This is a genomic window from Pseudomonas sp. p1(2021b) (genome assembly GCF_020151015.1).
Classification (GTDB): Bacteria; Pseudomonadota; Gammaproteobacteria; order Pseudomonadales; family Pseudomonadaceae; genus Aquipseudomonas; species Aquipseudomonas putida_K.
Genome location: NZ_CP083746.1, coordinates 4,453,461 through 4,470,771, shown reverse-complemented (window position 1 = coordinate 4,470,771; position 17,311 = coordinate 4,453,461). Strand labels below are relative to the sequence as shown.

General features: G+C 64.8%; 18 protein-coding genes. 10 read left to right on the top strand and 8 right to left on the bottom strand.

Going from position 1 to position 17,311, the window contains the following annotated elements:
• Window positions 1-162: 162 nt before the first annotated feature.
• The 8 genes from cpaB to K8374_RS20790 are packed head-to-tail and all read left to right on the top strand — an operon-like array spanning window position 163 to window position 7,536.
• Window positions 163-1,101, top strand: a complete 939-nt coding sequence (gene cpaB / locus K8374_RS20825; protein WP_224457024.1) for a Flp pilus assembly protein CpaB — start codon at window positions 163-165, stop codon at window positions 1,099-1,101.
• An 18-nt stretch (window positions 1,102-1,119) separates the two neighbouring features.
• Window positions 1,120-2,364, top strand: coding sequence for a type II and III secretion system protein family protein (locus K8374_RS20820; RefSeq protein ID WP_411969562.1), 1,245 nt, complete (start codon window positions 1,120-1,122; stop codon window positions 2,362-2,364).
• Complete coding sequence (locus K8374_RS20815) at window positions 2,361-3,548, top strand: pilus assembly protein (protein ID WP_224457023.1); 1,188 nt, start codon at window positions 2,361-2,363, stop codon at window positions 3,546-3,548. The genes K8374_RS20820 and K8374_RS20815 overlap by 4 nt, the downstream gene beginning before the upstream one ends.
• The gene (locus tag K8374_RS20810) at window positions 3,545-4,801 is read left to right on the top strand and encodes a CpaF family protein (protein ID WP_224457022.1); all 1,257 of its coding nucleotides are present in this window, start codon (window positions 3,545-3,547) and stop codon (window positions 4,799-4,801) included. The genes K8374_RS20815 and K8374_RS20810 overlap by 4 nt, the downstream gene beginning before the upstream one ends.
• Window positions 4,798-5,679 (top strand): type II secretion system F family protein, encoded by an 882-nt coding sequence (locus K8374_RS20805; RefSeq protein WP_224457021.1) that lies wholly within the window; start codon window positions 4,798-4,800, stop codon window positions 5,677-5,679. The genes K8374_RS20810 and K8374_RS20805 overlap by 4 nt, the downstream gene beginning before the upstream one ends.
• A 2-nt stretch (window positions 5,680-5,681) precedes the next feature.
• Window positions 5,682-6,569: a type II secretion system F family protein gene (locus tag K8374_RS20800; RefSeq protein WP_224457020.1), complete on the top strand. Its 888-nt coding sequence runs from the start codon at window positions 5,682-5,684 to the stop codon at window positions 6,567-6,569.
• Between the two features lie 15 nt (window positions 6,570-6,584).
• Window positions 6,585-7,256: a tetratricopeptide repeat protein gene (locus K8374_RS20795; RefSeq protein WP_224457019.1), complete on the top strand. Its 672-nt coding sequence runs from the start codon at window positions 6,585-6,587 to the stop codon at window positions 7,254-7,256.
• Between the two features lie 19 nt (window positions 7,257-7,275).
• The gene (locus K8374_RS20790) at window positions 7,276-7,536 is read left to right on the top strand and encodes a DUF3613 domain-containing protein (RefSeq protein WP_224457018.1); all 261 of its coding nucleotides are present in this window, start codon (window positions 7,276-7,278) and stop codon (window positions 7,534-7,536) included.
• A 142-nt stretch (window positions 7,537-7,678) separates the two neighbouring features.
• On the opposite strand, the gene K8374_RS20785 is transcribed toward K8374_RS20790, so the two are convergent.
• On the bottom strand, window positions 7,679-8,455 hold the full coding sequence (locus K8374_RS20785) for a response regulator transcription factor (protein ID WP_224457017.1): 777 nt from the start codon (window positions 8,453-8,455) through the stop codon (window positions 7,679-7,681).
• Between the two features lie 112 nt (window positions 8,456-8,567).
• Window positions 8,568-9,038 carry a prepilin peptidase gene (locus K8374_RS20780; RefSeq protein WP_224457016.1) on the bottom strand — a complete coding sequence of 157 codons (471 nt, stop codon included), beginning with the start codon at window positions 9,036-9,038 and terminating at the stop codon, window positions 8,568-8,570.
• A gap of 74 nt (window positions 9,039-9,112) precedes the next feature.
• Here K8374_RS20780 and K8374_RS20775 point away from each other — a divergent pair, with 74 nt between their 5' ends.
• Both K8374_RS20775 and K8374_RS20770 read left to right on the top strand, forming a co-directional pair.
• Window positions 9,113-9,547, top strand: a complete 435-nt coding sequence (locus K8374_RS20775) for a TadE/TadG family type IV pilus assembly protein (RefSeq protein WP_224457015.1) — start codon at window positions 9,113-9,115, stop codon at window positions 9,545-9,547.
• The gene (locus K8374_RS20770) at window positions 9,544-12,162 is read left to right on the top strand and encodes a PAS domain-containing sensor histidine kinase (protein WP_224457014.1); all 2,619 of its coding nucleotides are present in this window, start codon (window positions 9,544-9,546) and stop codon (window positions 12,160-12,162) included. Before K8374_RS20775 ends, K8374_RS20770 begins: the two co-directional genes overlap by 4 nt.
• Here the strand turns inward: K8374_RS20770 and K8374_RS20765 are convergent.
• The 6 genes from K8374_RS20765 to K8374_RS20740 all read right to left on the bottom strand — a co-directional run bounded on the left by K8374_RS20765 (window position 12,159) and on the right by K8374_RS20740 (window position 17,311).
• Window positions 12,159-13,847 carry a pilus assembly protein TadG-related protein gene (locus tag K8374_RS20765; protein WP_224457013.1) on the bottom strand — a complete coding sequence of 563 codons (1,689 nt, stop codon included), beginning with the start codon at window positions 13,845-13,847 and terminating at the stop codon, window positions 12,159-12,161. The two genes, K8374_RS20770 and K8374_RS20765, sit on opposite strands and share 4 nt — an antisense overlap.
• Before the next feature lie 216 nt (window positions 13,848-14,063).
• Window positions 14,064-14,624: a DUF4136 domain-containing protein gene (locus K8374_RS20760; RefSeq protein ID WP_224457012.1), complete on the bottom strand. Its 561-nt coding sequence runs from the start codon at window positions 14,622-14,624 to the stop codon at window positions 14,064-14,066.
• 19 nt (window positions 14,625-14,643) lie between these two features.
• Window positions 14,644-15,279, bottom strand: a complete 636-nt coding sequence (locus tag K8374_RS20755) for a DUF4136 domain-containing protein (protein ID WP_224457011.1) — start codon at window positions 15,277-15,279, stop codon at window positions 14,644-14,646.
• 22 nt (window positions 15,280-15,301) lie between these two features.
• Window positions 15,302-16,051 carry a methyltransferase domain-containing protein gene (locus K8374_RS20750; RefSeq protein ID WP_224457010.1) on the bottom strand — a complete coding sequence of 250 codons (750 nt, stop codon included), beginning with the start codon at window positions 16,049-16,051 and terminating at the stop codon, window positions 15,302-15,304.
• Window positions 16,048-16,353: a MazG-like family protein gene (locus K8374_RS20745; protein ID WP_084858723.1), complete on the bottom strand. Its 306-nt coding sequence runs from the start codon at window positions 16,351-16,353 to the stop codon at window positions 16,048-16,050. Before K8374_RS20745 ends, K8374_RS20750 begins: the two co-directional genes overlap by 4 nt.
• Before the next feature lie 97 nt (window positions 16,354-16,450).
• Window positions 16,451-17,311 carry a MaoC family dehydratase gene (locus tag K8374_RS20740; protein WP_224457009.1) on the bottom strand — a complete coding sequence of 287 codons (861 nt, stop codon included), beginning with the start codon at window positions 17,309-17,311 and terminating at the stop codon, window positions 16,451-16,453.

Below are 17,311 nucleotides of genomic sequence, written 5' to 3'. Positions count from 1 at the left end.
CAGGCGTGCTAACCCCTTGTTTTGCTAATGCGTCAATTTTATGTATGGGGAATGCGGCACGAATAAATGGCGAATTAGACACCCTCGGCTACTTTCTAATAGCGAAACAGTAACTTTTTGCCATCATTTCTCTCGGCATGGGCACTAGGGTGGATAGCGGATATGAGCAGTCGCTTGACCATGATATTGGCCGCCGTGTTTCTGGTCGCTGCGCTACTGGCTGGGTACTGGGGCATTGTTCTGAGTCGTCCGCCCGCGGCTGTCGTACCTCCGGCGGCGGTAGCGGCCCAGGCGCCCGTCCCAGCGGTCGTGCCAGCAGTTGTCGGGGCTCCGGAGCCTGTCGGCTCGCCAATCGTGGTCGTGCGCCGCGATATCGCGGCTCATACCACCCTGACCACGGACGACCTGGCGCTCGAGCATCTGCAGGTGGTACCCGCCGGTGCCTTCCAGCGCATCGAACAGGCCGTGGGGCGCAGCAGCCCGCGCCCGCTGTCAGCAGGTACTTGGCTGGATGAGAACAGTTTCCAGGCCGGTGGGCCGCTGGCGCGGATGATCCGCCGCCACGAGCGTGCGGTGGCCGTGGCGGTCGACGATGTGGCCGGCGCAGCCGGGCAGGTGCGCCCGGGCGATTACGTGGATGTACTGCTGTTCCTGCGTGAAGAGAACAACAACCCGCAATCCTCCGCCCAGGTCGTGCTTCCGGCCCTGCGGGTGCTCAGTGTCGGCGAGCAGACGGGCCTGGCCAACGATGGCCGCCCGGCGCAGACCGCCGATGAACAGAAGGCGCAGCGCAACCAGTTGGGTGTCGCCACCAAGACCGTCGCCCTGGCCGTGCCGCAAGCGCTGGCCAGCCGCCTGATGCTGGCGGCCCAGGCCGGGACCTTGCGCCTGGCGGTGCGCAGCGCCGACGAGCAATTGCTGGCGCGCTACTGGTCCGACCCGCAGGGTGCTGCCCAGGTGGAAAGCGCCAACCGCGAACTCTATCGCTTCAGCCAGTTGTCCCAGGTCCCCATCGCCAAGGCGGTGGTGCCCGGCAACCGTGCGCCCGGCATGCAGATCATTCGCGGCGCCCAGGCCGACGACACGCCCAAGACTCCATGACCTAGCAAGGACGCCGCCATGCGTAGTATCGAGCGGATACGTAGACAGTTGTGCCAGGCCCTGCCGTTGATGCTGGCGGTGCCTCTTGCCCAGGCGGCAGCCAATGGCTGTGCGGCGTTCGGCGAGTTGCCCTCGGTGATCGAGATGGACCAGGGCCTGCAGCAGGAGCTGCGCCTGCCGGTGACCATCACCCGGGTTGCCATCGGCGAGCCCAAGGTCGCGGACGTCCAGGCCAGCGGCGAGCGTGCCGTGCTCCTGACGGCGGTGGGGCCGGGCAACACCAGCCTGATGCTGTGGACTGCCTGCGCCCCCGCGCCGCACCGCGCCATGTTGTTCGTCAAGGGGCGGGCCAGTGCGGACATGGCCGAAGGCGCGCTGCTGCCGTCCCAGGACGAACAGTTGCCCAGCCAGGTACAGGCCGATATCCGCTTCGTCGAGGTGCAGCGTAGCAAGTACAAGGAAGCTGGGGCGCGGTTGTTCTTCAAGGGCTCCAACAACAGCCTGATCGGCTCGCCCGGCACCGTGCCGGTCACCGGCGTGAGCCCTGGCGAAGTGCCGATCAACCGCCCGGTGATCCCGCTCGACAACAACGTGTTCAACATCGTCTGGGGCGGAGGCAGCAGCCGCTTCCTGGCAGCGATCAACGCCCTGGAGAACAGTGGCTTCGCCTACACCCTGGCGCGCCCCAGCCTGACCGTGCTCAGCGGCCTGACCGCAAGCTTCCTGGCCGGCGGCGAGATCCCCATCCCGGTACCCAGCAGCGGCAGCGACAACGTCTCGATCGAATATAAGGAGTTCGGCGTGCGCCTGGCACTGACGCCCACGGTGGTCAGCCGCGACCGCATCACCTTGAAGGTAGCGCCGGAGGTCAGCGAGCTGGACTACACCAATGCCGTGAACATCGCCGGCACCCTGGTGCCGGGACTGAAGGTGCGGCGCACCGACACCAGCATTTCCCTGGCCGATGGCGAGAGCTTCATCATCAGTGGTCTGGTCAGCAGCAACACCCGTTCGGCCGTGGACAAGCTGCCCGGCCTTGGCAACCTGCCGATCCTGGGCGCGTTCTTCCGTCAGTCGACGCTCAACCGCGAAGACACCGAGCTGCTGATGATCGTCACCCCGCACCTGGTCCAGCCGCTGGCCGCCAATGCGCGCCTGCCGGAGCTGCCGGGCGAGCGCTTGCGCACCTACGACCCCAGCTGGGGCCAGCTGTTCTTCCTGGAAAACGGCAATTTCGAAGGCCGCAGCGGGTTATCGCGATGAACGAGCTGAACCAGACCTACCTGGCCATCACCCGCAACGAAGAGGACCTGCAGTGGCTGCAAGGTGCCCTGACCCCGCTGGGCCAGGTGATCGGCGCCAACAGCGGCAGCCTCGACGAGCTGCTGGCATTGATCGATGTGACCTTCAGCAACCTGGTGTTCATCGGCCTGGACCGCGAACAACTGGTCAACCAGTGCGCCTTGATCGAAGGCGTGCTGGAGGCCAAGCCGATGCTGGCGATCGTCGCCCTGGGCGATGGCATGGACAACCAGTTGGTACTGCACGCCATGCGTGCCGGCGCCCGCGACTTCGTGGCCTACGGCTCGCGCGCCAGCGAAGTGGCCGGGCTGGTGCGCCGGCTGGGCAAGCGGCTGCCGACGGTGGTCAGCAACCCCAACCTGGGTGGCCTTACGGTGCTCTATGGCGCCCAAGCGGGTGCCGATGGTGCATTGCTCACCTCCCACCTGGCGCGGGTGGTGCAGGAGAGCGGCCAGCAGACCCTGCTGCTGGACCTCGGCCTGCCGCGTGGTGACAGCCTGGCCTTGCTCGGGATGGAGGAGTCGTTCTACTTCGGCGACGCCTTGCGAAACCTACGGCGGCTCGATGCGACACTGATCGACAGTGCGTTCGCCCGCGACAAGGGCGGCCTGCGCATCCTGGCCTACGCCGACAGCGACGAGCCGCTGCAACAGACCAGCGCGGCCGAGCTGTACATGCTGCTCAGCGCCTTGCGCCAGCACTTCCAGCACATCGTGATCAACCTCACCGGGCAAACCGACAGCGAAACCTTGCGCACCATCGTCAGCCACTGCGACAAGCTGATCGTCTACACCGACCAGAACATCCTCGATTGCCGCCGCACCCTGGACGTGCTCGAGCAATGGCGCGATCGCGGCATCAAGCTGGAGCATGCGGTGCTGCTGGTGGATCGTTACCTGCGCAATGTGGCCCCTGATGCCGACGCCCTGGCCAAGCGCTATGGCCTGGCGCTGCTCAAGGCGTTGCCCTATAGCCCAGAGGTGCGCCTGAACGCCAAGAACCAGGGCCTGAGCCTGTTCGAGCTGGCCCCGCGCGAAGGCCTGACCCAGGCCCTGCGAGGCCTGGGCGAGCGCCTGGCACGGCGCTCCGAGAAGCTGCCGGCGCCGACCTTCCCCTGGCTGCGCCGGCTGTGGGGTGGCAAATGAGTGCCGACGAACCCTTTGGCGGCCCCCGCCACGCCACCGCCGACCCCCAGGCGCTCAAGCGGGCCCTGCACCGTTTCGTCATCGACGCCATGGAAGACAGCGGCCGCAACCTGCTCGAAGGCGCACGGCCGGCGCTGACCCAGTTCGTCGGGGAACAGGTGGGGGACTATATCGCGCGCCTGCACCTGGCCCTGTCGCGCTACGAGACCGAGCGCCTGGCCGAGGAACTGGTGGACGAGCTCACTGGCTTCGGCCCGCTGGAGGTGTTGCTGCGCGACCCCAGCGTCACCGAGATCCTGGTCAACGGCCCGCATCGGGTATTCGTGGAGCGGGGCGGGCTGCTGCAGCGCACCGACTTGCGCTTCATCGATGCCCACCATGTGGAGCGGGTGATGCAGCGTATCCTCGCACCGCTCGGTCGGCGCCTGGACGAGTCGTCGCCGATGGTCGACGCGCGCCTGCCCGACGGCAGCCGGGTCAATGCGATCATCCCGCCGGTGGCGCTGGACGGGCCCTGCCTGTCGATCCGCAAGTTCCGCCAGGACATGCTCAAGAGTGCCGACCTGTTGGCCACCCGAGCCATCGACCAGGCGATCTTCGATTTCTTCGAAAATGCCGTGGGGCGCCGTTGCAACATCCTGGTCAGTGGCGGCACCGGCACCGGCAAGACCACCCTGCTCAACATCCTCAGCCAGATGATCGCGCCCCATGAGCGGCTGGTGACCATCGAGGACGTGGCGGAACTGCAATTGCATCACCCCCATGTGGTGCGCCTGGAAACCCGCCCGCCGAATGCCGAGGGGCATGGCGAGATCAAGGCCAGCGAGCTGATCCGCAATGCCTTGCGCATGCGCCCGGACCGCATCCTGCTCGGCGAGATCCGCGGCGCCGAGGTGCTCGATGTACTCACGGCGATGAACACCGGGCATGACGGTTCGATGAGTACGGTGCACGCCAACACCGCCCAGGATGCCCTGCTGCGCCTGGAAACCCTGGTGGGACTGACCGGGCGGCAGATTGCCGAGAAGACCTTGCGGCAGATGATCTGCGCGGCGCTCGACGTGGTGATCCAGCTGACCCGTCTGGCCGATGGGCGTCGCTGTGTCAGCGAGGTGCTCGAAGTGGTCGGGGTGCGCGACGATGTGTATGTCACCAATACGTTGTTCCGCCTCGACCGGCGTGGCGGCGACGGTTTCCTGCGCGAGGCGCCGAACCCGGCGGGCGCCAAGCTGCGCAATGAGGGCCTGTCGTGATGGGCCCGTTGTTGCTGGGGTTGTCGCCGCTGCTGCTGGGCATCGCCCTGCTGCTGTGGCGCCGGGGCCTGCACAAACGCGGCGAGGAACGCATCCTCCAGCGCCTGGGCCGCGCCTACCAAATGGTGCGTACGGGCAGTGCCCGGCGCGATTGGCTCGACCCACTGCTGCAACGGGCGGGGCTGGCCCCAGGCGAGCTGCGTGTGCGCCCTTGGTTGCTGGGTTGGCTGGCAGTGGTGGCCTTGACCGGGTGGTGGGCCGGCTGGGTGGCGGCACTGATGCTGCTGGTGGGTTTGCCGCTGCTTGGCTATCTCTATCTGAGCTTGCGCTATCGTCGTCGGGTGGCGCAGATCATCAACCAATTGCCTGGCCTGCTGGACTACAGCGTGCGCAGCCTCAAGGCCGGGCGCACCCTGAGCGATGCCGTGCTCGGTGGTATCGACGGCCCCCGCGAACCCCTGCGGTCGGCCATGGGCCGGGTGCGGCGCAACGTGCAGTTGGGCGTGCCTCTGGAGGAGGCGGTGAGTGAACTGGCCGAACTGTACGAGCAGGACGAGTTGCGGTTGTTCGCGTTGGGGCTGCGCATCAACCAGCATTACGGTGGCAATGCCAGTGAGCTGCTGGAGAACCTGATCAAGTTGATCCGCGAACGCGAACACGGCGCGCGCCAGCTCAAGGCCATGACCGGTGAGACGCGGGTCACCGCGTGGATCCTGGGTGCCTTGCCGCTGGCGATGGTCGCCTATTTCCTGATGGGTAACCCCGGCTACCTGCTGGCCATGTGGCGCGACAGCCACGGGCAGATGATGTTGTTGTTCGCCTTCGTGCTGCAGGCGGTCGGTTGCCTGGTGCTCTGGCGCATGATGAGGAGCCTGTGACCATGGCGTTGTTGCTCTGTGCCCTGTGCCTGCTCGTCGTCTCCCTTTTGCTGGGCCTGCAGGCCCTGCGCCAGTTGCGCGCGCGGCAGCTGGTCGCCCGTCGTCTGCAAGGCCAGCTGGCGCGCGAAGAGCGCTTGGAGGACTGGCTGCATTGGCTGGGCAGCACCTCGCTGGGGCAACGGTTGCAGAAGCTGGACGGCGAAACCCAGGCCCTGCTGGACCGCGTGGGCTGGCGCCGCAGCCGTCAGCGCGCCTTGTTCGCCGCCCTGCAACTGGGGTTGCCGGTGGTGGCCTTGGCCATGGCCTTGTTGCTCCAGCATGGCCTGGCAGGCGGCGGGGGCGGCCATTGGTTGGTCTTGTCGTTGTGCGCCCTGTGCATCGGCTATTTGTTGCCCAAGCGCGTGCTGGCGATAGCGGCGCTGCGCCGCCAGCAGCGCATCGCCCTGGAGGTGAGCCTGCTGATTCCGCTGCTGCGCATCCTGTTCGAGACCGGCCTGGCCGTGGAGCAGGCCCTGCGTGTGCTGAGCCATGAAGGCCGTAGCCTGGTGCCGGAAATCAGTGAGGAGCTACGTCTGGTCCTGCAACGGGTGGACTCGGGCCTGGCCCTGGGCCCGGAGCTCGAGAAAACCGCCCAGTTGCTGGCGGTGGATGAGTTCATCGACACCTGCGTGATCCTGCGCCAGTTGCTGGTGCAGGGCAGCGGCGCGATGAAATCGCTGCAGGCACTCAAGGCCTTGCTCGATGACCGGCGCCTGACCCGTTTGCAGGAGCGGGTCTCGAAGATGTCGGCAAAAATGTCGGCCGTGATGATGATGTTCTTGTTCCCGGCCCTGCTCATTGTCCTGGCCGGGCCGGGGTTCACCGCACTGACGCGGGCCTTGGCGTCCTGAGGGGAGGGAAATTGGATGAAAGCGATCCTGTTGTTCACCGGCCTGTTGCTGCTTGGCGGCTGCGCGGGCCAGCCACCTGAGGGCATCGCCCGGTTGCTGGGCACCCCCGCGTGCGGCAAGCCCGATGCCGATCAGCAACTGGCCTTGAACCTGGCCGACGAGGTGCTCAACGAAGGCCGCCCCCACGCAAGCCTTGCGCACCTGCAGCAGCTACCGGACGACCTCGATCAGGTGCGCCTGCGCAAGGCGCGCGTGCTGCGCTTGCTGGGGCGCAGCGAGGCCGAGCCGTTGTACCGCAGCCTGCTCGGCGGCTGCCTGGCGGCAGAAGGTGAGCATGGCCTGGGGCAGCTTGCCTCGGCCCGCGGCGACGATGTACAGGCCCTGCGCAACCTGCAGCGGGCCGTGCGCCTGGCGCCGACCGATGAGAAGGTGCGCAACGACCTGGGTGTGGTGCTGATGAACCTGGGCAATCACGAACAGGCACGCTTCGAGTTCCTCACGGCCATCGAGCTCAAGGACGACAACCCGTTGCCGGCGGTGAACCTGGTGACCTTGTCGCTGGTCGAGGACAATTGGCAGCAGGCCACCGACCTGGTGGCCCGCCTGCGGCTCAAGCCGGAGCAGTTCGCCGAAGCGCAGGCTCGGGCCAAGCAGTTGAAGGCGACCGGACGTGGCTCGGTCGGTTGATGAAAAGGAGGGCGTAGCCATGCGTGCATTGATGATCACACTGGTCCTGCTGGCCTGCCCTTTGTCAGCCCAGGCCGAAGAACCGCTTCGCCGACCACCGCCGGATTCGGCTGCCGAAGCCTGGTTGCGTGTGCAGGCGAGCAACCAGCAGGCCTCGCCCAGGCTGCAGGTGCAGACTGCGGCCGAGCGGGATGCCGCCATGCAGCGATGGCTGGACACCTACAAGTATCCGATCCCCGAGGTGTTCCGCTGGCAGAAGATGAGTTCGTCCGATGATTGAAGGCCATGCCGGCTTCTGTAGGAGCGGGCTGGCCCCGCGATTAGGCCGGGCCCGATATCACCTTCGCCTGGCAAGGGCTTCGCCTTTGATCGCGGGACAAGCCCGCTCCTACAGGGGGCGGCGCGAACTGGCGCTTGGAGGCTTAATGGGCGGTAAAGCGCTGGTGCACGGGCGATGTACGTGGCGTCAGCGCCAGGGCCAGCTGCGTGCGGTTGTGCATGTGGGTCAGGCGCAGCACCTGGGACACGTACAGCTTCACGGTGTTTTCGGTGATGCCCAGTTCACAGGCGATCTGGTAGTTGGTCTTGCCCTTGCCCACCAGCTTGGCGACTTCCAGCTGGCGCGGCGAAAGCTTCTCGAAGGCTGGCGGTAGCTCGGGCTCGGCTTCCTCGATGTCCGTCGAGCGCCGGTGCGCGCCTTGCCCTCGGGCTTTCTCCAGGTCCTGGTAGAGCCCGTCGATGGACCCGGCCAGCTCCTGCAGGCGCTGGTTCAGGTTGCCCAGCTCACGTACGTTGCGGCGTCGTTCGATCAGCGCTTGTTCCTGGCGACGCACCCCTTCGAGCAGGTCCTTCAGGTCGATGGGTTTTTGGTAATAGTCGGTAAAGCCTTCGCGCAAGGCGCGGATCACGTCCTGCTTTTCGGCGCGACCGGTCAGCATGATCGCCTCGAACACGCGTTGGCGGCCATTGATGCCTTTCAGTGCATGGACCATCTCGACGCCGTCGATATCCGGCATGTCCAGGTCACAGAGCACCAGGCCGATATGCTCGTCGGCCTGGTAGCGTTCTATGGCCTCGACTGCGCAATGCGCGGGGATGCAGGTGTAGCCATTGCCTTCAAGGAACTCACACAACTCTTCGACAACCAATGGCTCATCGTCGACGACCAATATTTTCACGGCGCTGGCGTACTTGTTCACGATCAACTCCCTGTTAACTTCGGCCTTTGCATCTGTGCCTGGCCGCCTAAGAAAGTAGTCGCACTTTGCAATTATGTACAAGGGTTGTACAAGAGAAATGACCACTAGGTCACTATTGAATCCATACAGCAGTCAATAGGAAGCCCACCAACACGTAGGGCGCGAACGGTTGTTTGTCACCGACCTCCTCGGCCAAGGCTTGCAGGCGCTTCTTCAACTTGGGGTTGAGCAACAACCAGAGCCTGCGCCGACCGAGCAGCCAGGCCACCACGGCCAGCCCGGCTCCGATGAAGGTCCCCAGGACGTAGTGCGGGCTGGTGGCCAGGGCCAGGGCGCCCATCAGCTTGACGTCGCCGGCGCCGAAACGGCCGAGCATGTAGCCGGGCAGGGTGAGCAGCATGACGATGGCCAGTGCCCAGCCCGCCTCGCTGGCATCGGCGCCGATCCAGCTGTGACCGGTGGCGAACAGCCAGGCCAGTGCACAGGCTGCGACACCCAGGGTAAGGGTGTTGGAAAGCTGGCGTTCACGGAGATCTTGTTCGGTGCACAAGGCAAGCCACATCAGGAGAACAATGCTTTGCATTGGCAAATTGCCATCCCTATTCGTTGAACGGTTCTATGCTTTCAGCAAGTGTCATAGTCAGGGTAGACGCGAACATGAAAGCAAGCCTGGCGAGACGGCAAAAAGGCGCGGCAGCCATCGAGTTTGTCGCAGTCTTCATGGTGTTTTTCGCAGTGTTCTACGGGTTGGTCAGCTACGCGCTGCCAATGCTCATGCTGCAGTCGTTCAACCAGGCCACCAGCGAGGCGGTACGCCGCTGCGTGGCGCTGGAGCCGGGCAGTGGCAGCGCTGGCTACGAGACCCTGGCGCGTCAGGTGATCGACCAACAGCTGGCCTGGATGCCTGCGGCACTGGGCTTCTCGGCCGCCAGCCATGCGCGGGTGGCGTTGGTGGACAACCTGCTGACCGTCTCGATCGACTACCCCCGGGAGCAGTTGACCGATGTGCTGCCGGTCCTGGTGCTGCCGCTGATAGGTGACGTCCCTCGGTTGCCCGAGCACCTGCAGGCCGAAGCGAGCCTGCAACTGTGACGGGCCTGTTCGATCGTTGGCTGGGGGCGCCGCCGCCTGCCGCCGAAGCCGAGGTGCCCGTGGCGGTGGGCTTGCAGCTGTGGCTCGACCCGCAAGGCACCGTGCTGCGGTTATCCGGCCCCCTGCGTACGTTGCTGGCATTGCCGCTCAAAGGCGGTGGCCGCGTGCACGACTACCTGGAGCGGCACAGCTGGTTGGTGCTGGAAGGGGAACCGGCGGACTGGCAGGGGCAAGCGCTGGACCTGGATTTCCATACGGTCACCGGTCACCCCCTGCGCACCCGTGGCTGGCTGATGCGCCAGGGTGATGGCTGGTTGCTGCAACTGTTCGATATCGGTGACCTGTTGCGCGAAGGGGCCCATGCCCGGCAAGACCAGGACCAGAGGCAACTGGCGCTGGAGATCGGCCGCGCCGTACGCGAATGCAGCGAAGACCACTTGGTGGCTTGCGTCACCGAGCAGCTGCAGCGCCTGGCCGCGTGTTGGCAGGTGCAGGCCGTGCGTGTGCTGCTGCGCGAGGCCGAGGGGTGGTGCAGTTTCGCCGACAACTGCTGCGACTGGCCCTGGCCTGAGGACGTGCGCCTGCAACCTTGGTTGTCGACACAGGCGTTGGACAGCGCCGTGGCTGACGAGCTGCTGGCCTTGTGCGGCGGAGTTTCGCTGTCGCTGCTGCCTTACCGCGAGGGCCCGGATGTCCAGGCCTGGCTGCTGTGCGCCGGCGGCGCCATGCCCGAGGGCGATGGCCCGGACCAGGCATGGCATGCCTTGGCGCAGGTGTTGCTGGGCCGATACCGGCATGCCCGGTCGCAGCGCCAGGCCCACTACCTGGATGCGCTGCAGCAACAGCTGGGCGCCGGTTGGTGGGCATGGTCGGCTGAGCGCGGCCTGCAGCTGGATCATGCCTTGGCCGCGCGCTTCGACCTGCCGGGTGAACCGGGCCTGGAACAATGGCTGGCGCGCCTGCACCCGGCCGATCGCGAGCCGGCGCAGTTGGCCCTCGAGCAGGCGCGCAGCGGCGCGGACCTGAGCCTGAGCGTGCGCATGCCGGAAGGCGCCGGCCAGACGGTGAGCTGGTTCCATTGGGTGGGCCGTTGGCAGAACCGCCAGTTGCAGGGCTTTTTGCTCGATATCAGCGCGCTCAAGGCCCAGGAGCTGCAGGCGGGCGCGGCCCGGGCACGGCTGGAGAACCTGATCGCCAGCTCGCCCGCGGTGATCTATATCCAGCGCTATGCCGAGGGCGCGCTGCACAGTGAATTCTTCAGCGCCAGCCTGATGCCCTTGCTCGGCTGGGCCATGGACAGCGAACAAGCCCGCCAACCGGGCCTGGCGGTTCACCCCGAGGATCGCCCGTTGTGGCTCGAGCGTACCCGCACCTTGCTGCGCGATGGCCAGGCCCGTTGCCGCTATCGCCTGCGCGATAACCTGGGCGGGTACCACTGGGTGCTGGATGAGGCGCGCCTGTTGCGCAATGACCTGGGCCAGCCGGTGGAGGTGGTTGGCCTGTGGCTGGATGTCAGCGAGGCGACCGAGGCCGCCGAGCGGGTGCGCCAGAGCGAGGAACGCTATCGCGTGCTGGTGGAGGACTCCCCGGCGATGATCTGCCGCTACCGCCCGGACCTTGGCCTGGTGTTTGGCAATCGGCCCCTGGCCGATTACCTGCAATGCGCACCGGCGGACCTGGTGGGGATGAACCTGGGCCAGTGGCTGTCGGACGAGCAGCGCGAGGCATTCCTGGCACGCCTTGCGGCCCTGACCCCAGAGCAACCCGTGAGCAGCGCGGAGATCTGCCTGCAATTGCCTGGCCGCGAGCATGCCTGGTGGGTCTGGGCCGACCGTGGCCTGTTCGATGAACAGGGGCAGCTGTTGGAGATCCAGGCCGTGGGCCGCGACAACACTGAGGTACGGCGCAGTCAGCGGCAATTGTTCCAGGGCGCCAAGATGGCCACCCTGGGCGAGTTGACCACCGGCTTGCTGCACGAGATCAACCAACCGCTCAATGTGATGCGCATGGCCGCTGCCAATGCGCTCAAACGTCTGGAAAACGGCACGGCGGAGCCGGCCTACCTGGAAGACAAGCTGCACCGCATCGAGGCGCAAATCGAACGCACTGCGCGCCTGGTGGACCACATGCGCGTGTTCGGCCGCCGCTCGGAAGTCGAACGCCAGCGCTTCGTCGCCTGGGGCGCAGTGGCCGAGGCGGTGGCGCTGCTCGAAGACAACCTGCGCGGCAAAGGTGTGGCCCTGCGCATCGAGGTCCCCGACGAGCAACCTGAGGTGCTGGGGCATCAGGACCAGCTGGAACAGGTGCTGATCAATCTCATCATCAACGCCCGCGACGCCCTGCTCGAACAGCGCCGGGGCGAGGCGTGGATCAACATCCGCCAGACCCTGCTGCCCGGTGAGCTTTCCCTGTGGGTGGAGGACAACGGCGGCGGTATCGACCCACGCTTGATGGTGCGGATCTTCGAGCCGTTCTTCACCACCAAGCCGGCGGGCGTGGGGACCGGGTTGGGGTTGTCGGTGAGCTATGGGATCGTCGAAGGGATGGGGGGGAGATTGAGTGTGACGAATGGGGTGGAAGGGGCTTGTTTCAGGGTTTGCTTGCCGCTTGTTTAGAGTAATAGTTGCGGGCGGCCACTTTGGCAGCTCAGGTTTGCATCAATTCTTGCACTGTTGAGGTCTACGCCTAGCAAATCGAGCAGGTTGTTGATCAATGGGTCCAATAATGCACCTAATAGAGTGGAAATTCCGCTAATGACCAGATTCAATCCAACCACGTTGGGTGTAAGTTCTACATGCCTCAAAGCGTTGCCGAGACCAGTGACGATGTTTTTCGTGCTCATGACGTGAGTCATTGGCAGTTGGTCAAGATTTGGCGGCTTGGCGTAATTATAAAATTCGGTATTGGAAATGATTTTAGAGTCTGTTTTCAGCGTGACTTCAAGAAGTAGTGGTAGTTTAAGAATAACTAAGGGCGAAACGGTTGGGGGTTGATGGCTGTCGAAAAATTTTGCCATATCAATTCTGCCGACGAGTATGTGTGCGGCGGCGGATTCGTTTTTCACTCCGAGTCTTTTAGTCAGTGCCGAACTGCAATCGTGCTCCTGAACATGGCTATTAGCTGAGGCAAGCTCCAAGCCGATATCTAAAACCAGATTGGGCAAAAGATTTAGGTCAAGTAACAGCGTGCTAAGATCTGCCCGAAGTAGAATTCGTGTCTGTGCGGTCTTCACGTAGATTTGACCCGGTGCGGAAGGCTCAGTCTGTGCCAATGAAGGGTCACCTACGACGGAAATCTGCGGGGGGTCGATAATTTTTAGGCGTGTGGATATACCCCCTAAGCCCAGGACATTGACCGGGAGCGTTGTCTCTACGGCGTGTTTGCTGTTGGCCAATTCAATAGTACCTTGCACCAACTCAAAAGCTTTCAGAGTCGCATTCAGGCCGGAGCTTGTATTCCCATTCTGAATGTTAATGAGTTCGCCAAGCACTATACCGCCGGCGTCCTTTGTGGCGGTACTGATTGCGACAAGACCGCTGACATCAATCAGCGGGTTGTCCTGTGCGGCGACCTGAGCCATGGCGGTGAATACATCGCTTAGTGCCACGGTGCTTTGCAGTAATTCTGTATAGGTGCCTGCTGTAAGGGTGAGGGCGTCTAAAAAATGTAGCAAATTCAAATCCGCATTTAATAAGCCGTTCCATTGAGCAGCGCTCAGGCTTAGCTGTGAGTTCAATAATGCGCCGAGGGTACTGTTCAAAAGTGCGCTTTTGGCTGTATCGACCTCCGCTAGGCTGGTACGAATAGCAAGTCTGGCTAGCGCGGGGCCCACGCGTCCTGCAGTCGCTTGGGCTTGTAACCGTGTCCGCGCGCTACTTGTTCCTGATGCAACCAAATTCCACGCGCCGGCGACGATACTGCTAGGAACACGATGGCTGACGGTTACTCGGATGGCTTGGTCTTGATTGGCGTCTACCACGAATGCACGAAGACCAGATGCCCCAGCTTTTATGTTGCCGCACTCAATGATCAGCGTGTGTTCTGTTGAATCGGCATGACCATTACGAACGGCGGCTTTTCGCGCCAGATCTATCGCACTGGGACTAGCGCCCACACAGTTCCCATTTCCGCTCACGGCCTCCAACGCCGCCATATCGGCAATCCGCTGCAACTTGCGTTGCTCCAAATACAGCCTGCCGCTATCGACCACCAACAACATGAAGAGCAATGCCAAGCCCAGGGTGAGGGCGGCCATCAGGCCGATCGCGCCGCGTTGGTGGATAGCGGAATGAGGAACCACGGAGCACTCCTTTGCTGGCCTTTGACCATGCAGCGCAGCGGCGGTGAAAGGAGTGTAGTAAAGGTGATGGCGAATTGCCTTGGTTCGGTGGAGGGTGGCTTCTGGGTGGGTGGTCTGGGGGGCCGCTTTGCGGCCCTTTCGCGGCGCAAGGCCGCTCCTACAGGAGAGTGCGGTTTCCTGTGGGCGGCTTTGTGCCGCGAAAGGGCAGCCCTAAGCTCAACGAGGAGGATAGTTGGCCATCACCTGCGCCACGGTCTTCTGGATCGCGGTGTTACGTTCCTGCGGGCTGGGTGGGTAATTGTTCATGATCTGCTCGGCACTGCCGCGCCAGACCAGCTTGCCGTCACGGCCGTCGAACAGGTCCACCTGGATGGTCGCTACTTTGTAGTCGACGCTGCGGGTTTCGTTGTACATCGGCCCGCCCCAGTAGCCGCCCCAGTAACCCCCCCAGGCGCCGCCATAATTGGTGGTGATCTGCTGCTGGCGATCCTCGACGATCAGGTAGGTGCGCACCCGCACATCCGGTCGCGCAGTGCCTTGCACCGGGCGCAGGCCGCGCTGGTCGAGCTGGCCGGCCACGGCCTGGCGGATGCGTTGCTCGGTCAGGTCGCTCTTGATCCGCGGGTCGTCCGGGCGGTACTGCAAGGCCGGCTCCTGCCAGGCCCAGCTGCGGTACGCGGCGAAATCGCGGCTGGCATCGAAGTCCTGGGTGGCATTGTTGTTGGCGCAGGCGCCGAGCAGCAACGTGAAAGACAACAGGGCGAGGCGGCGCAACATGATGGTTCTCCGTTGAAAGCTAACTGGGAGGATAGCCGCTGAGCGCCTTGCTCACCGATTCGCGCAAGGCGTCTTCACGGTCCCGTGGCGAGTCCTTGCCGCTGCCACTTTCGGCACTGGCGCTCCACACTGGCTGGCCGCTGCGGGCATCGAACAGGTCGATGCGCACCACCATCACTTCCACTTCGTAGGTGCGCACCACTGGCACGCTGCCGTAGGCACCATAGCCATTGTGGTAACCGCCAAAGCCGACACCACCGTAGGGGTACGGGCCGTAGTAGGGGTCGTAGTAATCGTAGTCACGCACCTGACGCAGGCGTCGCTCCAGGCGTACATCGGCGCTGACCAGCAGGTCGCCGCTGGCACCACGGGCCGGGCGCAGGCCGTGCTGATCGAGGGCGCCGCTGATGGCGTCGGCCAGTTGCGCCGGGTCGGTGCTGGCGCTGGCGCGGGGCAATTGTCCGTTGCGCCAGCTCCAACTCCGATAGCGGCCATAGTCGCGTGGTGCGGCGGGGTAGGCGCTGGCATCGAACGTGGTCGCTGCCTGCGGCGGCGCCGGTGGCAGCGGCCGGCTGCTGGCGACATAGGGGTTGCTGCCCTGGCATGCGGCCAGGGTCAGGGTGAACAGTGCCAGGCACAGTTGCGGGTACGGCATGCGGTCCTCCCGGCAAGCGGTGTCAACGCGGGCGACAGATCCAGTGCAGGTAGCGGCCCAGGCCGGCGAAGCTGGGGTGGCGGCGGTGCGCCAGTTCCATTTCCAGCAGATCGAGCAGCTCGGCCTTGGCCTGGAATTCCTTGGGCATGTAGTCGTGGAACACCCGTACGCCACTTTCGCTTTCGACCTGCCACATGGGTTCAAGTTGCGCCTTGAGGGCCCGGGGATCAAGCGGTTTTTGCGGGGTCAGGCTCTGCTTCTCGCCTGCCAGGCGGTTGCTGCGCAGCTTGCGGAAATGGCCCTTGAGCAGGTTGCGGTAGACCAGCGCGTCGCGGTTGTAGAAGGCCAGCGACAACCAGCCGCCGGGGGCCGTCAGCTGGTGCAGCACCGGCAGGATGCTCTCGGGTTCGGCCAGCCATTCCAGTACGGCGTGGCACAGCACCACGTCGAACGGCTCGGTCAGCTGGCCGAGCAACGCCTGCCAGGGTGCCTGGATGAAGGTGGCCGCCTGGCCGGCCTCGGCGAAGCGCGCGCGGGCGCCTTCGAGCATGGGCGCGGCCGGTTCGGCCAGGGTCAGCTGGTGGCCTCGTTCGGCCAACCACAGGGCCATATGACCCAGGCCCGCGCCGATATCGAGCACGCGCAGGGGGCGGTCGGGCAGGGCTTCGGCGAGGTCGGCCTGGAGCACCGCCAGGCGGATCGCACCCTTGGCCCCGCCGTAGATCTTCTCGGCGAAGCGGGTGGCCAGCTCATCGAAATGACGGTCGTTCATTTGGCAAAGCGCCTCTCGCTGTCGGCCAGCTTGGCACGCACCACTTCGTTCATGTCCAGGCCCAGCTCGCTGCACAGCAGCAACAGGTACAGGACGATGTCGCCGATTTCCTGGCCGGCGTGGGCGAGTTCTTCCGGGGGAAGCTGGCGCGACTGGTCTTCGCTCAGCCATTGGAAGATCTCGACCAGTTCGGCCATCTCGACACTGGCGGCCATGGCCAGGTTCTTCGGGCTGTGAAAGCCGCGCCAGTCGTTGTTGTCGCGGATCTGATGCAGGCGGTCGGTCAGTTCTTGCAGATTCATGGGGGCTCTCCTGATGGCGTATAGCTTCGGGGGAGCGTGGGGGCAAAGCAAGCGGCGTGGGCCGCGTCGCGGCCCGATCGCGAAAGCAGGCCTGCTCTTAAAGGGGGGTGAGGGGGCGCCATTGGCCGAGCATGTGCAGCAGGCCGCCATGGCTGTCCAGGCGCAACACGCCTGCCGGGCCGGCCTCGCTGGCGCTGAGCACCACCTCCGAGGGCAGGCGCACCGGTTTGCGAAAATCCACTTCGAAGACGTAGCCGCTGGTGGGCAGGTGGCCTTGCAGCGCGGCCATCGCCATGGCCTGGGTCCACAGGCCGTGGGCGATGGCCGTGGGGAAGCCGAACAGCCGAGCGCTGGCCGCGCCGAGGTGGATCGGGTTGTAGTCGCCACAGACCTTGGCGTAGCGCCGGCCGATGTCAGTATCGGCGTACCAGCGCGTAACTTCGGGCAGGTTGCCGGGCTCGAGCTCCGCTTCTTCCTCGGCCTGCCCTTCAAGGTGCAGGCCGCGCACCAGCATACGGCTGGTTTCACGCCACAGGGGGCCGAGCACATCCTGCGCTTCGGTCACCAGGTCGAAGGTGCCGCCCTTGGGGTGCGGGCGCAGGTTGTCGGCATGGACCGAGAAACGCAGGCCATCGACCCCGCCCAGCGGGCGATGGACCTGGGTTTCGTTGTGCAGGTGCACCAGGCCGAGGAGTGGGAAGGGGAAGTCCGGGGCGGTGAGCAACTGCAGTTGCAGGGTGAAGGCCATGACATGGGGGTAGGTCGGCGGCAGGCGGCCGTGGTCGGGGTAATGGCACAGCCGACGGTAGGCGGACAGGTTGTCGGGCTGTACCCGCAGGAAGCAGCGCAGGCCGGCTTCAGGCAGGCGTTCGCCGCTGATCTTGCGCTTGGCCAGGGCCCGTAGGTAGAGGCTGGCGCGGGAGTCGGGGCTGTGCAGGTCGTGCCATGGCCGTGTCAT

Bases quoted from the DNA above. Each gene is read 5' to 3' on its own strand.
- cpaB (WP_224457024.1), top strand. From the start codon at position 163: ATGAGCAGTCGCTTGACCATGATATTGGCCGCCGTGTTTCTGGTCGCT.
- K8374_RS20820 (WP_411969562.1), top strand. From the start codon at position 1,120: ATGCGTAGTATCGAGCGGATACGTAGACAGTTGTGCCAGGCCCTGCCG.
- K8374_RS20815 (WP_224457023.1), top strand. From the start codon at position 2,361: ATGAACGAGCTGAACCAGACCTACCTGGCCATCACCCGCAACGAAGAG.
- K8374_RS20810 (WP_224457022.1), top strand. From the start codon at position 3,545: ATGAGTGCCGACGAACCCTTTGGCGGCCCCCGCCACGCCACCGCCGAC.
- K8374_RS20800 (WP_224457020.1), top strand. From the start codon at position 5,682: ATGGCGTTGTTGCTCTGTGCCCTGTGCCTGCTCGTCGTCTCCCTTTTG.
- K8374_RS20795 (WP_224457019.1), top strand. From the start codon at position 6,585: ATGAAAGCGATCCTGTTGTTCACCGGCCTGTTGCTGCTTGGCGGCTGC.
- K8374_RS20790 (WP_224457018.1), top strand. From the start codon at position 7,276: ATGCGTGCATTGATGATCACACTGGTCCTGCTGGCCTGCCCTTTGTCA.
- K8374_RS20780 (WP_224457016.1), bottom strand. From the start codon at position 9,038: ATGCAAAGCATTGTTCTCCTGATGTGGCTTGCCTTGTGCACCGAACAA.
- K8374_RS20775 (WP_224457015.1), top strand. From the start codon at position 9,113: ATGAAAGCAAGCCTGGCGAGACGGCAAAAAGGCGCGGCAGCCATCGAG.
- K8374_RS20760 (WP_224457012.1), bottom strand. From the start codon at position 14,624: ATGTTGCGCCGCCTCGCCCTGTTGTCTTTCACGTTGCTGCTCGGCGCC.
- K8374_RS20755 (WP_224457011.1), bottom strand. From the start codon at position 15,279: ATGCCGTACCCGCAACTGTGCCTGGCACTGTTCACCCTGACCCTGGCC.
- K8374_RS20750 (WP_224457010.1), bottom strand. From the start codon at position 16,051: ATGAACGACCGTCATTTCGATGAGCTGGCCACCCGCTTCGCCGAGAAG.
- K8374_RS20745 (WP_084858723.1), bottom strand. From the start codon at position 16,353: ATGAATCTGCAAGAACTGACCGACCGCCTGCATCAGATCCGCGACAAC.
- K8374_RS20740 (WP_224457009.1), bottom strand. From the start codon at position 17,311: ATGACACGGCCATGGCACGACCTGCACAGCCCCGACTCCCGCGCCAGC.